This window comes from Streptacidiphilus alkalitolerans (assembly GCF_042511045.1).
Classification (GTDB): domain Bacteria; phylum Actinomycetota; class Actinomycetes; order Streptomycetales; family Streptomycetaceae; genus Streptacidiphilus; species Streptacidiphilus alkalitolerans.
In genome coordinates this window covers 82825-96780 of record NZ_JBHEZX010000021.1, presented here as the reverse complement: position 1 = coordinate 96780, position 13956 = coordinate 82825, and the positions used below count along the sequence as shown (strand labels likewise).

Below are 13956 nucleotides of genomic sequence, written 5' to 3'. Positions count from 1 at the left end.
GCATGTGACCTCCGGAGCGCTACGGTCGAAAGGCGCGACAGACCGCGGGAGCCGCCAACGAGGGGGACACCTGTGTGGATCCTTGCCTTGGCAGTACTGGTCCCGCTCTTCATCCTGCTCGGCATCAGGTCCCAAGGCTCCCGGGAACTCGACAGCCGGTTCAGCGGCGTCGTCATCGGCCGGGCATGCCGGGAGGTCCCCTTGAGCACGGGCATCCGAATGGACCGCAGTCTGAAGATCCGAACGGATGACGGTCCGGAGATCTCCCAGCACGTCAGCAGCCTGGTGTACGAACGATTCGCGGTGGGTGACTCCATCGTCAAGGACTTCGGAGTACATGAACCGTTCCGCGTGATCGTGTAAGGATTCGAGTCATGGTAGGTCCCTCCAATTAGCTCGTTGAGCTGCGCCGTCGTGCGGCGCGCATGGTCGCCGAGGTCCTCGGTGACTACCCGAACGAGTCCGGCGCTCTGAAAGCGGTGGCCGAGAAGCTCGGCATCGGCTCCACCGAGACACTGCGCAAGTAGGTCCGCCAGGACCAGGTCGACTCCGGGCAGCCCCGGGCACCACCTCGGAGGAGTCCGCGCAGGTCAAGGCACTCAAGAAGGAGAACACCGAGCTGAAGCGGGCGAACGAGATCCTCAAGGCCGCGGCGGCGGATTCAACCGATCGTCGCAACACCTCGTCTTCGGAGGTGTTGATGGGTCGGCCAGCAGGGTGGATGCAGGCGTTGACGGGCAGGTCGCCGATGAAGTCGCCGGGGGCGCCGGCGCATCGACGGGAGGTGGAACGCCAGTTCTGGCAGGAGATCGCCAAGGGGTTGCTCGCCGAGGAGGCGGCAGCCGCGGTCGGCGTGTCGCAGGCTGTGGGCGGACGCTGGTTCCGCCACGGTGGCGGCATGCCGCCGATGGAACTCGCCCCGCAGTCCGGCCGGTACCTGTCCTTTGGCGAGCGTGAGGAGATCGCCCTGCTGAAAGCGCAGGGCGTCGGAATCCGGGAGACCGCGCGACGCCTGGGCCGGGATCCGGCGACGATATCGCGGGAGCTGCGGCGCAATGCCGCGACCCGTGGAGGCCGGCTGGACTACCGGGCCTCGGTCGCGCAGTGGAAGGCCGACGTGTTGGCCCAGCGCCCGAAACCGGCGAAGGTGACCCTGAACGATCGGTTGCGGGACTACGTGCAGGAACGGCTCGCGGGCGACGTTGGTCATCCCGGCGGGGAGGCACTCGGGCCGCAGGCCGTGCCGTGGAAAGGTCGGAACAAGCCGCACCGCGGCGACCGCCGATGGGCCACGGCCGGGAGCCCGGAACAGATCGCGAACCGGCTGAAGGTCGGCTTCCCCGACGACGAGTCCATGCGGATCAGCCACGAGGCCATCTGCCAGGCCCTGTTCATCGAAGGCCGCGGAGCACTGGAGCGCGAGCTCGTCATGTGCCTGCGCACCGGCAGGGCCCTGCGGGTGCCCCGGGCCCGGGCCAAGCGGAAGGCATGGGCTCACGTCCCCCCGACGTCCTGATCGGCGAGCGGCCGGCCGACCGGGGTGTCCCACGAGGCCACGCATCGACCACCTCGTATGCGGCATCGGCGATGACGCACCACTCCTCGATGCCACCGGGGTCCGCCTCCTGCCCCTTGCGCACCGCCCCACGGACCAGCGGTATGTCCTGAAGGCGACTCAGCGCCACCGGCTGCGCCCCGGCTTCCCCTCCCGCTTCTCCCGATCGAGCATCTCACTGGCAGGGTCCGAGGCGCAGCCGTACGCCGCTCCCGGTTGCGCCGGACCGGATCGGGTGAGATCCACAAGGTGCCGGCCCGTCGGCGCACTCGTGGCGGTCGAGCTTCGCGGGTGTGGGCGTCTTGGGACTCGTCCCGGTCGGGGTTGGCCTCAGTGCTTCAGCTTGCGCCAGCCACCGGCGCGGTTGTTGGCGATGATCTGCTTGAGCATGGTGGTGAGTGCCGGCGCGTTGACGGCCTCCCCCTGACGCACCGCAACGGTGCGGGCGGTCTTGTTGCCATGGCCGGCAGTGATGATCCCGTCCGGGTCCGGAACGATGGCTCCGTCGTACAGGAAGACGTTGACGTGGTCCTTCGCTGCCAGTAGCGCGCACACGTTGCCCTGCAGGACGAAGTACGGACGATCGGTGCGCTTGATGGTCTCAGTCACCTGCGGGTCGGCGGCATGGACCAGGGCACGGATCTCGTGGCAGATGGCTTGCTGCCAACCGGGCAAGGCCGCGATGTAGGCGTCAACTCGTGGGTCGGTGTGGGTCATATCGCTCCACGATAGCCAAGCGCTCCCGGAAACCGGCCCCGCGGAGCCCTGCGTGCCGCGAGATTCCCCAGCCCTGTGCCGAGGTGATCCTCCACGCGCGCCTTCGGTGACAGCGAGCGGGTTCCCGGGCTCGTTGTCGCCGGGCGCGGGCTTGGCGAAGGCGGCGGAGTCGGTGGGCAGGAGGGTGACGGCACCCAGGAGTACCGCCACCGGCACGGTACGCATCACAGGACCGGGTCTGAACACAGCACGCTCTCCGATATATAGGCGGAATTGTGGAACCATTCGACAGACCGATGACCATGAAGGTCCGTCAGGTTCGTCACGGAAACCACCCCAACGGCCCGACGGGATGGCGCCGCACGCCCCGGTGGCGTCCGCTGGGACCAGAAAGAGCCGCCCGGCACGGAAAGGCCTCACCCAACCCCCTGACCGCCCTCGGCCCCCGTTCCCGTTGCTGGGGAAGGGCGCAGACGACTCGTCAGGAGACGCGGTGACGTCGCGCCGTGTCCGGAACAACCGGGCGATCGCCCTGGCCGCCGTCGCCGCCCTGGCCTCGGGAGCGAGGATGCTCTGCGACGGCGCACCCCCCGATCCCCCGCCGCGCCCGTCCGCCGCCGACGCCTTCGCCGCGGCTGCCGGCGCAGCCGACGGCGACGCCGGTACGCCCGTCGCCGTCGCGGTCCCCAGCGAGGAACGCGATCATGGACGGGCAGGTGGACACCCGCCGGGGGCCGGCCGTCTTCTACCTCCTGGGCGCCCTGCACAAGGGCGACACCGTCGAGGTGGACCGCAAGGACGGCACCGCCGCAGTGTTCACCGTCGACGCCACCGAGGTCTACCGGAAGCGGGCCTTCCCCTCCGCCCGCGTCTACGGCCGGACCAGGGACCCGCAGTTGCGGCTGATCACCTGCGGCGGCGGGTACGACAGCAGGGCGGGCTACCTGGGCAATGTCGTCCTGTACGCACACCTGACCGGCAGCAGGGAAGTCTGAGCCGCGGACCTGCGCACTCCTCCAGGCGCAGGGCGATCGGTGACCGGGGCGGCGCTCAGTGGCAAGTGCCGCTTCCGGAGTCGGTGGAGCCTCCGGTGTTCGTGGGGACGAAGTTGAAGCTGTAGGCGTTGTGGGAGAGTGTCAGTTGCAGCACGCCGAAGGTGTTGGCGATGCGGGTGACACTGTTGGCCGAGGGCGTGTCGCGGATCGAGAAGAAGCTGCGACCCCCGGTGCCGACGATGAACTCGGGGATGCCGTTGACGCTGTCGGCGTTGCCCGCACCGTCCTGGCCGGAGAAGCGCTCGTAGAAGTGGGCGTGGCCGTTGAGCACCAGGTCGGCCTTCTTGGTGTAGAGCAGCTGGTAGATGGCCTGCATGTCGGGCTGGTGGTCCTGGCTGCTGGAGTAGATCGGGATGTGCCAGTAGGCCAGGGTGCAGGCCCTGGTGTTGGCGTTGAGGTCGGCGAGCAGCCACTGGTACTCGGGGTTGCCCGGGTTGCAGCCGCCGATGACGGCACACTGGCTGTCCAGCGAGATCAGGTGCCAGTCGCCGAGGTTGTAGCTGTACCAGGACTTGCACAGGGTGGTGCAGCCGGGCGACAGCGGGTGCCCGGCGTCCCCGAAGTAGCTGAAGTAGCCGGTGCCGCCGGTGGGTTCGATGGCACTGCCGATGTAGCCGTACTCGTGGTTGCCGGGCGCGGGGAAGGAGATCGGGGCCAGTTGCCCCCAGGACGCCCCGTACTGGGTGGCGAAGTCGCTGCCGGAGCCGAGTTCGTACTGCTCGTCGCCGAGCGGGAGGACGGCGTCGGGGTGCAGGCTGAGCGCGAGGTTCGCGGTGGCCTGCTGCTGGCAGGCGGTAGCGGTCGGCACGTCGCCCGCGGTGCACGCGATGTCGCCGGCGGCGGCGATCACCGGGTCGTGGTTGGTGAGCGAGAACGCGGCACTGCCGCTGGGGGCGGAGGAGGTGGCGATGACCTGGTACGTTCCCGAGGAGCTTCCCGCGGTGAGGACGGGGCTGGTCGCCACCCCGGTGCTGTCGGTGCTCGCGGTCGCCGAGGCGCCGCCGCCCGCGAAGACACCGGTGGCTCCGGTGGCGGGGGCGGTGAAGGTGACGGTCACTCCGCTGCCGGCGCCGTCCACCTTGACGCTCAGCGGGGAGGCGAAGGCGCGGCCGACCATCGCGCTCTGGCCGCTGCCCCCGGTCGGGCTGAGCGCGCCGGTGCCGCCGGTGGCGGTCGTGCTGGGTGTGGGGCTGGGTGTGGGGCTGGGACTCAGGGTCGGGCTGATGGTGGTGCTCGGGCCGGCGCTGGCCGAGGTCGAGGCGGACGCGGTCGGACTGGCGGTACCAGTGCCCGCGTTGAGGACGAGTCGGGGCGGGGTCGCGGCGACCTCGCGCGAGGCGAACTTCTTGGCCAGGGTCGAGGTCGTCGTCAGTACGAAGGTGTAGGTGCCGTTGCCGGTGACCACGCTGCCCACATCGGCACTCGCCCAGGTGCTCTCCACCAGGTGGGCCATGTCGGTGACCGGGGCCGCGCCGCGCACAGGGGCGTTGTTGTAGGTGATGCCAGTCTCGGTCCAGTCGTTGCCGGCCGTCCAGACCTGCACGCCGGTGGCGCTGGTGGCGTTGCTGTAGATCTGGAGCGAGGCGCTGGTGGGGGGACCGGTCAGGCCGGTGACGGTGAACTTGAGGTAGGCGTCCTCCTCCGGTTTGGGATCGGCGGCCGCGCGTACGGTCAGCGCGGTGTCCTTGCCGTCGTTGACGTCGGGGGTGTCGGCCTCGACGGTCGCGTCGGCGGCGGCGTTGACCGTACTGGGGACGTCGCCCGTCGGGGTGCCGCCGGACCCGTTGGTCAGGGTGAACGAGGCCGGGGCCGCCCCGGTGGACGCCGCGGTGACGGCGTAGGTTCCGGCGGTTGCGTTGGCCGTCAGGGCAGGTGAGGTGGCGGTGCCGGAGGCGTCGGTATTGACGGTGATCGCGCTCGCCCCGCCGGTGAAGGCAGCCGACGCGCCGCTCACGGGCGTGGAGAAGGTGACGGGGACGTTGGCCACCGCCGCGCCGCCGCTGTCCTTGACCGTGGCGGCCAGCGGGGCGGCGAAGGCCGTCCCCACCGCCGCGGTCTGCCCCGAGCCCGACGCCGCGGTGACGGTGGCCGCGGCCGAGGCGGTGTTGAGGACCAGCTTCGGCGGGGTGGCGGCGACCTCGCGGGAGGCGAACTTCTTGCTCACCGTCGAGGTGGTGGTGAGGACGAAGGTGTAGGTGCCGTTCCCGGTGACGACGGTGCTGACGTCCGCGGTGGCCCAGGTGCCCGCCGTGAGGTTGGGCATGTCGGCCACCATGGTCGCCCCCCTGGCGGGGGCGTTGTGGTAGGTGATGCCGGTCTCGGTCCAGTTGCTGGCCGCCGTCCAGAGCTGGACGCCGGTGCCGCTGACAGCGTTGCTGTAGATCTGCAGTGAGGCCCCGGCCGGAGGCGCCGTCAGGCCCGAGACGGTGAACTTGATGTAGACGTCGGCCTCGGGCTTGGGATCGGCGGACGCGCGCACGGTCAGCGCCGTGTCGGTGCCGTCGTTGGTGTCCGGGGTGTCGGAGGAGACCGTGGCGTCCGCGGCGGCGACGACGGTGGTGAGCGAGGCGGCGGAGACGTGCTGGGGGCCGTAGCCGCTCCACAGGGCGAGCATGGTCGCGGCGACGGCCAGCGCGGCGAGGGCCCGGCGGCGACCGGGTCTTCGCGCGGCGGTGGCGGTGGGAGTGGGAGTGCCGGAGGGAAGGTCGGCGGTGGACATGGCGGCGGCTCCTAGTCGTCGTAGATCAGGCCCTTGACGCCGCAGGCGCGCAGGGCCGGGTTCTGCCAGTCCCAGAGCAGGTCGGTGCTCAACGGCGCTGGGCCCTCATAGACGCTGCTGTACTTCCCGGACAGGGTGATCTGCACGGAGGTCCCGGGCGCGACCACCTTCGGGAAGGAGAGGCGGGGGTGCCAGCTCTCGCCCCGGACCCGGGCGGTGACACCGCTGACGACCAGGGCGGCCCCGGTCTCGTTGTTGATCTGGCCGGTGACGGTGATCAGGTAGGTCCGCACGGTGAAGTCGGTGCCGCCGGTCAGCGGCGGGTCGAAGACCACCTCGGTCAGCATGATCCCGGGCAGAGACCCGCTCGGGCAGTCCAGCCGCGTCCCCGGCGCTGCCGCGCCGCCGGCCGGGACGGTGTAGGGCGGCGGCAGCGCGGTGGGGCCGGCCGGCAGCAGCGGGGGGCGCTGGTTGGCGACCGGCATCCCCGCCGCCCGCTGGGCCGCGGCGGAGCGGGGTGCGGAGGGCCTGTGGCCGAGGTTGTGGACCGTGAACAGGCCGGCCACCAGCAGGACCGCCGCGAGTCCCGCCGTCAGTGCGGACCTGGCTGAGCGCGGTGAGCGCGGCGAGCGCGGCGAGCGCAACGGGAGTGGCGGCAGCGGCGGACGGCGGAGCAGCGCGGGCAGCTTCATGGCAGGGTCCGATCGACGGCGGACGAGGGTGCGAAGAGGTCCAGCCCGAAGCAGCCGGGAGCCTGCCGCGCGCTCTGCTGGGCCCGGGTCAGTTCACTGGCGTAGGAGGAGGCGTAGCGCCCGCTGCCGTCGGAGTCGAAGTAGGCGTGCGCGTCGTAGGCCACCCGCCCGCGCGGGTCCACGATCCACGGTCTGGGCTGCGCCGTGCCCCAGTCGCCCGGGCCCATCCGGGCGTAGCCGCCGACCACGGCCACTCCGGTCCCGCCGGCCCGGCGGATCGCGTCCACGGCCTGCTGGCTCGCCGCCCGCCAGAGCAGTTGGGCGGCCTGGCCCTTGACGGCGAGTCGGCTGGGCTCGTTGAGCAGGTCGTAGCCGTACATCGGCGGCAGCGCGGGGATCAGCCGGGACCAGAGGTCGGCGAGCGCCCCGGCCGGCAGCTGGGCCGAGCCCAGCAGCAGGGTCCGGCCGGGTGCGGCCCGGAAGGCGCCGTAGCCGTGCAGGTCGAGCAGGACGTGCAGGCCGTGGTTCTGCGCGGCTGACACCGCGTCACGGAGCCTGGCGACCTCGGCCGGGGCGAGCGGGCCCATCGGCACGGGTTGCAGCCGTTCCCAGGAGACCGAGAGCCGCAGCAGGGTCACGCCCTGGGCGGCCAGGTAGGTGTCGTCGGCAGCACCCTCGTAGCCGTAGGCGCTGCCGTACGCGCCGGGGTCGGCGGCGCTGAAGTCGGCCGCGGAGGTGCCGAAGGTGCCGTCGGCGGCCGAGACGCCGCGCAGCGGGCCGGTGTGCCGCGCCAGGACGCTGGTCTGCGGGCCCGGGATGCTCAGCGCCCTGCTGCCGGGGGCGGCCCGGTCGACCGCCAGCGGGTAGCCGGCCGGCCAGGGCCCTGCGGCCCAGGCGGCGACCGGCAGCCGCATCCGGTCGGCGGCGGTGAACCACTGCTCGGCCAGGGCGTTCCAGCGGGCGCTGTCCGTGGCTCCGACGGCGGGCCCGCCGGGCCAGCCGACCTCGCCGACGAACCCGGCGACCCGGTACTGCCGCAGCCAGGAGGCGAACTGCTGGAGGTCGAGCAGAGCCCGCTCCTGCAGCGCGTCCCGTGCGCACACCGTGGCCGCCCGGTCCGGTGCGAGCAGCCGGGGGGCGACGAACCCGGCCGCGACCAGGAGCAGCACCGCCGCCCCGACGGCCGCCCGGTGCGGACGCAGCCGGCGGCCCGGTGGCCGGGAGGGCGCCGTCGGGCGTCGGTGCAGGGCCGCGGACACGGGGCTCATGGCTTCCGCGCTCCGCTCCGCCCGCCGTGCTTCGCCTGGCCGGCCTTCTTCGCCGCGGCGATCTGCGCCTCGGCCCGGGCCTTGGCCGCCTTGTTCGCGGCCTCCTGGGCGGCTACCGCCTTCGCCGCGGCGGCCTGCTGCGCGGCTGCGCGCTGCGCGGCCAACTGCTGCACGGTGGGCCGGTTCGGATCCACCTGACGGACCGTCACCGAGTCCAGGCCGGTGCCGTAGTGCGCGGCCACGGTGGCGTGGGCGAGCGCCGTGCCCAGCGTGGGGTAGGTCTTCCTGGTGTCGGGCGAGGGCTGGCCGTCGTTCTGCATGTGCAGCGACAGGTCGTCCTGCTGGTCAAGCAGGACGTAGTCGATCCCGGTCCACTGCGGATGGCCCGGCACCCGCACGGCCGGGTCCACGTCCAGCTTGGTGAACCAGATGACGTGGCTCTGCGGGAACCCGTCACGTACCAGGTCCACCCAGAAGGCGTCGTCCACCACCACGTACGCGCTGTGCGGGACGTTGGCCTCGACCCAGGCGAGGGCCGCGGCGCTGCCGGCGTCCCGGTCCTGGGTGCGCAGGTCGCGCAGCGGGTAGCTCCAGGCGTGGCCGATGGTGACGGTCATCGCGGCGACCACGGCGAGCACCAGCGCGGACCAGGTCCAGCGGCGGGCCCTGGGCCATTTCCGCGGCTTCAGCCGGGTGAGCATCCCGTCGCGGCCCAGCTGCCAGACCCAGTCCACGGTCCCGGCCACGGTCAGTGCGGCGAACGGGATCATGGCGATCACATAGGGGTAGGGCAGGTAGCCGCCGCGCAGCAGCTGCACCACCTGGATGGCGAAGGCCAGTGCCAGGGCGCGGGTCCTGCGGATCGCCAGGGCCGGGACCACTAGCGCCAGGGTCAGCTTGGGGAGCCAGGCGTCCTGGTCCATCCAGCTGCGGATGACCGTGTGGGCGAGGCTGTGCGGGTCGAAGATGCTGCCGCTGCCGGTGCGGTTGAACAGCTGCCACTTGACCGCCCACTCCAGACTGACGTGGCCGGGGCCGATCAGCAGTTCGTTGTGCAGCAGCGCGTAGAGCGGATAGGCCGTGCAGAGCATGGTGAACCAGGCTCCGAACAGCCCCAGTTGGAACCTGCGGTTGCGCTTGTCGGTGTGCTGCCACAGCATCACCACCACGGCGGGCAGGTAGAGCAGCGCCGTCTCCTTGCTGAGCACCGCCACCGCCAGGCAGACCGCCGAGGCGGTGGCCCCGCGGATGCTGCGCCGGGGCGAGGCGGCGAAGAAGAAGGAGGCCAGCAGCCAGGGGGTGACGATGTTGTCCAGCAGGGCGGCACGGGTGAAGTAGACCGCGAGCGGGCTGAACGCGAACAGCGCGATGGCGATCACCCGGCCGAGTCGGGTGAAGCCCATCCGCGCGGCCAGCCCGTACATCAGCGGGATCGACACCAGCTTGCAGACCAGCATGAAGTTCCGGGCCGCCGCGACCGCGTAGGGGGCGTGGGCGAAGCCGTTGGTGAGGGTGTTCCAGACCGCGATCTGGATCCAGCCCAGCGGCGGGTGCGCGTACCAGTAGGTGTAGTGGCCCAGCACGTGCTTGTACTGCACGGCCCAGGCGTACGCCGTGTAGCTGCCCTCGTCGTCGAACCGCGAGGGGCTGTCGTACATCCCGTTGGCGTGCACCCAGCCGGCCACGGCGGTGAGCAGCAGCACCAGCAGCAGGTCGAGCCTGCGGGCGACCAGCTGCGAGCGCAGCCGGGCCAGTCGCCGCCCCGGCGCCGCGGCGGGCGCCCGGTCCAGGTCGAGGTCGAGCTCCGGCAGGCTCTCCGGGTAGTGCGGGGTGAAGGTCGAAGCGGTCATCAGCCGGCGCTCCCCACGGGTACGGGACGGTCGGACGGGTCGTCCAGGTGCGCTCCGACGTGCTCGGTCTTCTCCCAGACCTGCTCGCCCCTGGCCTCCCGGTAGGCCGCCCTGAGCGCGGCGAAGGAGAGGACCAACTGGTACGGGACCGCGCCCGCGACCAGCTTGAGGTAGTCCCTGATCCGCACCTTCAGACCGAACATCCGGTTGAACTCGCTCAGGCCGACGACCTCGACCACCATCGTCGCCAGGGTCGGCGCGAGCGGGAGGAAGGTCATCAGCACGAACGGCACCGGTGCCTTGAGCAGCAGCCCGGTCACCGCGGACACCGGCACCAGCACCCCGGAGAACGCCTGCAGGTAGGGCATCGCCAGCAGGTAACGGGCCATCAGCCGCCGTCCCCGGCTCGGCAGCCGGCGCCACTCGCCGCGCCGCAGCACCTGGAGGTAGCCCTGGTTCCACCGGGTCCGCTGCTTCACCAGGCCGCGCAGGGTCGGCGGGGTCTCCTCCCGGGTCGCCAGCCCGGCGTTGTAGGCGACGGCCACCTTGGCCCCGGCGGTGCTCAGCCTGATGCCCAGCTCGCAGTCCTCGGCCAGGCAGTCCGCGTCCCAGCCGCCGGCCCGGCGCAGCAGGTCGGTGCGCAGGAAGACGGTGTTGCCGCCGAGCGGGATGAAGCCGTTGCGGGCGTGGAAGTGCAGCCGGCTGGAGAACCAGAAGAAGTACTCCAGGCAGTTGCGCAGGGCCCACCAGCTGCTCCGGTAGTTCATCAACTGCACCCCGCCCTGCACCACATGGGCCCGCTCGGCGCGGAAGGTGGCGTCGATGTGGGTGAGCAGGGCCGGGGCGACCTCGTCCTCGGCGTCGAAGACCCCGGTGATCTCGCCCCGGCACTCCTTGAGCGCCGTGTTCAGCGCCTTGGGCTTGTTCTTGGGGACGCTGCTGTCGACCACGACCCGTACCCGGGTGTCCTCCGCGGCCAGTTCCTCGGCGACCGCGGTGGTGCCGGGGTCGTCGTCGCCGACGATCACCAGGACCTCGAAGTCGGGGTGGTCCTGGGTCAGCAGTCGGCGCACGGTGTGCCGCAGCACCGCTTCCTCGTGCCGGGCCGGCACCAGCAGCGAGAACGACAGCCGGGGCAGGTCGGGAACCCGGAACGGCATCTGGCCCACCGCGCGCGGGGTGCGCCAGGAGTCGAGCATCCAGGTCAGCGTGGTGAGCGCGACGACCAGCAGCGCGAGGGTCACCGGGGCGTACAGGGCCAGGAAGAGCAGTCGGGTCATACGGCGCCGCCGGGGGCGGGCTTCTGCTGCCTGGGCCCGATCGGGACGGCGGTGGTCCAGCGCGGCCAGGTGGTGCCCGCGCCGCTGAGGGACGGGATCGGCGCCGGGGCGCCGGCCGGCGGGTCGGCGCGGCCGGTCGTGCCGCGCTCCTCGTGCAGCAGACGGGGGATCTCGTCGGCCCAGCCGAAGCAGTCCGAGGCCAGCGCCCTGACCCGGACGCCGGACAGGAAGCCCTCCAGGATCTCCCGCTCCCTGGCCTTGAGCCGGTCGTGGTCCAGGCCGTCGATGGTGATGGCCGGGGCCAGGTAGCGGTAGGGCGGGAAGCCGTAGGCGTCCTCGGTGTTGGCGAGCATCTGCTCCACCGCGTCGGCGTGGCCGACCTCGGCCAGGCCCGGGGCGCCGCGCTGGATCACGAACAGTTCCTCCACCTGGGTGCTGCTGCCGAGGCGGCAGGGCACGAGGCGGTCGACGGTGTACTTGGGCGGTGGAACCACCAACTGGGTCAGCGCGTTGATGCCCATGATCGGCAGGTTGAAGCGGGCCAGTTGCAGGGCGATGGACCGGCCGCCCTTGGAGTGCAGCCGGCTCTGGAACTGCAGCCGCCGCCACTCCCGCTTCGTCAGATCGTCGGCGTGGACGGCGCGCAGGGTGTGCGAGCTGATGGTCAGCGGCTTGGGGAAGCAGACGGCGTTGCCGGTGGCGTCCACCACGGTCATGTCGTCGGACAGGAAGTGGCCGCCCTGCTCGCGCAGCAGCCGCAGGATGGTCGCGGTCTTGCCGGTGTCGGTCAGCGCGGACAGCATCACGCCGGTGCCGTCCAGTTCGATGCAGGCGGAGTGCAGCAGCATCCGGCCGCGGGCGACCAGGACGTAGCGCAGCAGGGCCTCGATGACGTTGGTGTAGACGACGTGCGGGGAGCGGGCCAGCAGCGGGCCGACCGTGACCGTGATGGTCTGCCCGAGTTCGACCTTGAAGTTGGCGCCGAAGCGGCCCAGGTGCTCCTCGTAGCGCAGCACCCGGTCCGCGCCGCCCCCGTCCGCGCCGCCCTGCTCGGTCATCGCGGCGCGGCGGCGCGGGCTGCGGCGGCCGACGTCGCCGACCCGGACGGCGATGTCCACGTCGGTGTCGGCGATCCACTGGGCCCGGAAGAACTCCAGCTCGGGCAGCCGGATCTGGGAGCCGATGGTGACCGTGCCGGCCACGTCGTAACGGTACGTCAGGTAGTGCGAGCGCCTGCGCGCCGAGGCCGGGCCGGCCGCCTCGGCCGCGGCGGCGGGGTCGACCAGCAGCACCACCGGGTCGCGGCCGGTGTCCTGGCGTGCGGCGCCGTAGATCACCCGGTCGCTGAGGACGAAGCGCAGCAGGAACAGCACCACCAGCGTCGCCGCGTTGGAGACCAGCACGCCGAACCCCGAGCGGACCAGGAGCTCGATGACCGGCAGCCGGCCGAGCATGAGGAGGTTGTTCATGGCGTAGAAGCGCAGGGCCCGTCCGCGGACGGTGCCGTTGCCGCGTCCGCGGTAGACCAGCAGCTCGACCAGGCCGAAGTTCCAGGTCGTGGAGACCTGGGTGGCCAGTGCCGCGCCCAGCAGGTGGTTCAGTCCCATGAACTGGAAGAACATCCACAGCGCCGCCGTGTTGACGGCGACGCCGGACGCCCCGACGGCGCCGAAGGCCAGCAGCCGGCCGAACTGGTGTCCGCGCTCGGTGCTGGACTCCGGGCCCTTCCGCAGCTGTCCGACCAGGCGCTGGCGGCGCAGCCGGGAGACCTGCCGCAGGAAGGTCAGGCCCTCGCGGAGGGACGCCTTGGTCCGGCCCGCGTGGCGCGGTGCGAACTCGTAGGCGACCTCGGCGACCCGGGCGCCCGGGTTGCGCAGCAGCAGCTCCAGCAGGATCTTGAACCCGTCGGGGCGCATCCACTGGAGCTTCACGGCCTGCCTGCGGAAGACGAACAGACCGCTCATCGGGTCGCTGACGGTGGCCAGTCGGCGCGGGAAGGCCGCCTTGACCAGCCGGGTCGAGGCGGTGGAGGCGAACCGGCGGCCGAGCCCGCGCAGGCCGCCGTCCTGCGCCTCGAACCCGCTCCCCGACCCGGCGTAGCGGGTGCCCACGACGATGTCGACGCTGTGCCGCATCGCGGTCGCCGCGAGCAGGGCCGCGGCCTCCGGCGGATGCTGGAGGTCGGCGTCCATCACCATGATCCACTCGCCGTGGGCGTGCTCCGCCCCGGCCAGGACGGCGCTGCCCAGGCCGCCGCGGCGCTCGTCCGGCTGCCGGTGCAGCAGGCGCAGCGGCACCGGGCTCGCGTCGGCGGCCAGCTCGATCGCCTGCGGGGTGTCGTCGTCGCTGTCGTCCACGAAGAGGATCTCCGCCCCCAGCGGGAGCAGCGCCGGGCCCAGCCGGCCGAGCAGTTCGGTGACGTTGTCCTGCTCGTTCCGGGTGGGGACGATGACGGTGAGCCGGGGCGGGGCGGCGCTGCCGGGATCGGTGCCGTGAGCGGTGCCGCCTGGGCTTGTTGTGCCGGTGCGCATGCCGGAAGCGATGTCGATGACGTGCAAGATGACCCCCTGGACGAGAAGACCGGGACCGCTCCGGGCACGGCGGGAGGCCGGGCGAGGGCAGAGCGGTGAGGGATGCGGAATCGCGGCCGTGCGGGAAGCGGAGCGGGTGCCGGCCGGCGCACGTCTCTGGTGCGCGGGGCTGTGCGGCGGAGAGTCGCATGGACCTGCTCGGCGGTGCCGACCCGCTGTCGGGCGGGACGACCCGGGGGCACCGCTGCTGGTACCCGGCCGCTCACGGTTTCTCGTGGCGGGTGCGGCC

9 protein-coding genes and 1 pseudogene are annotated in these 13956 nt (G+C 72.0%); 3 read left to right on the top strand and 7 right to left on the bottom strand.

Features of this window, described 5'->3' with window-relative positions:
- Positions 1 to 87: 87 nt before the first annotated feature.
- Both ACEZDG_RS33180 and ACEZDG_RS33175 read left to right on the top strand, forming a co-directional pair.
- Positions 88 to 363 (top strand): DUF7489 domain-containing protein, encoded by a 276-nt coding sequence (locus ACEZDG_RS33180; RefSeq protein ID WP_380517163.1) that lies wholly within the window; start codon positions 88 to 90, stop codon positions 361 to 363.
- 358 nt (positions 364 to 721) lie between these two features.
- Positions 722 to 1557 (top strand): annotated as a pseudogene (locus tag ACEZDG_RS33175) (transposase); the annotation flags it as partial.
- Positions 1558 to 1885: 328 nt separating this feature from the next.
- On the opposite strand, the gene ACEZDG_RS33170 reads toward ACEZDG_RS33175, so the two are convergent.
- Positions 1886 to 2272: a DUF1801 domain-containing protein gene (locus tag ACEZDG_RS33170; RefSeq protein ID WP_380517160.1), complete on the bottom strand. Its 387-nt coding sequence runs from the start codon at positions 2270 to 2272 to the stop codon at positions 1886 to 1888.
- Positions 2273 to 2976: 704 nt separating this feature from the next.
- Between ACEZDG_RS33170 and ACEZDG_RS33165 the strand changes: the two genes are divergently transcribed.
- Positions 2977 to 3267, top strand: coding sequence for a sortase domain-containing protein (locus tag ACEZDG_RS33165; protein WP_380517157.1), 291 nt, complete (start codon positions 2977 to 2979; stop codon positions 3265 to 3267).
- Between the two features lie 55 nt (positions 3268 to 3322).
- Here the strand turns inward: ACEZDG_RS33165 and ACEZDG_RS33160 are convergent, their stop codons facing one another.
- From ACEZDG_RS33160 to ACEZDG_RS33135, 6 genes are read right to left on the bottom strand one after another with little or no spacing between them, the layout of a single operon-like run.
- Positions 3323 to 6046 (bottom strand): CBM96 family carbohydrate-binding protein, encoded by a 2724-nt coding sequence (locus ACEZDG_RS33160; RefSeq protein WP_380517154.1) that lies wholly within the window; start codon positions 6044 to 6046, stop codon positions 3323 to 3325.
- Positions 6047 to 6057: 11 nt separating this feature from the next.
- Positions 6058 to 6738, bottom strand: a complete 681-nt coding sequence (locus ACEZDG_RS33155) for a hypothetical protein (protein WP_380517151.1) — start codon at positions 6736 to 6738, stop codon at positions 6058 to 6060.
- On the bottom strand, positions 6735 to 8006 hold the full coding sequence (locus tag ACEZDG_RS33150) for a cellulase family glycosylhydrolase (RefSeq protein WP_380517149.1): 1272 nt from the start codon (positions 8004 to 8006) through the stop codon (positions 6735 to 6737). Before ACEZDG_RS33150 ends, ACEZDG_RS33155 begins: the two co-directional genes overlap by 4 nt.
- Entirely contained in the window at positions 8003 to 9856 is a 1854-nt protein-coding gene (locus ACEZDG_RS33145) for an ArnT family glycosyltransferase (protein ID WP_380517146.1), read from the bottom strand. Before ACEZDG_RS33145 ends, ACEZDG_RS33150 begins: the two co-directional genes overlap by 4 nt.
- Positions 9856 to 11136, bottom strand: a complete 1281-nt coding sequence (locus ACEZDG_RS33140; RefSeq protein ID WP_380517144.1) for a glycosyltransferase — start codon at positions 11134 to 11136, stop codon at positions 9856 to 9858. The genes ACEZDG_RS33145 and ACEZDG_RS33140 overlap by 1 nt, the downstream gene beginning before the upstream one ends.
- Positions 11133 to 13694: a glycosyltransferase gene (locus ACEZDG_RS33135; protein WP_380517141.1), complete on the bottom strand. Its 2562-nt coding sequence runs from the start codon at positions 13692 to 13694 to the stop codon at positions 11133 to 11135. The genes ACEZDG_RS33140 and ACEZDG_RS33135 overlap by 4 nt, the downstream gene beginning before the upstream one ends.
- Positions 13695 to 13956: the final 262 nt, after the last annotated feature.

Bases quoted from the DNA above. Each gene is read 5' to 3' on its own strand.
- ACEZDG_RS33170 (WP_380517160.1), bottom strand. From the start codon at position 2,272: ATGACCCACACCGACCCACGAGTTGACGCCTACATCGCGGCCTTGCCC.
- ACEZDG_RS33165 (WP_380517157.1), top strand. From the start codon at position 2,977: ATGGACGGGCAGGTGGACACCCGCCGGGGGCCGGCCGTCTTCTACCTC.
- ACEZDG_RS33160 (WP_380517154.1), bottom strand. From the start codon at position 6,046: ATGTCCACCGCCGACCTTCCCTCCGGCACTCCCACTCCCACCGCCACC.
- ACEZDG_RS33155 (WP_380517151.1), bottom strand. From the start codon at position 6,738: ATGAAGCTGCCCGCGCTGCTCCGCCGTCCGCCGCTGCCGCCACTCCCG.
- ACEZDG_RS33150 (WP_380517149.1), bottom strand. From the start codon at position 8,006: ATGAGCCCCGTGTCCGCGGCCCTGCACCGACGCCCGACGGCGCCCTCC.
- ACEZDG_RS33145 (WP_380517146.1), bottom strand. From the start codon at position 9,856: ATGACCGCTTCGACCTTCACCCCGCACTACCCGGAGAGCCTGCCGGAG.
- ACEZDG_RS33140 (WP_380517144.1), bottom strand. From the start codon at position 11,136: ATGACCCGACTGCTCTTCCTGGCCCTGTACGCCCCGGTGACCCTCGCG.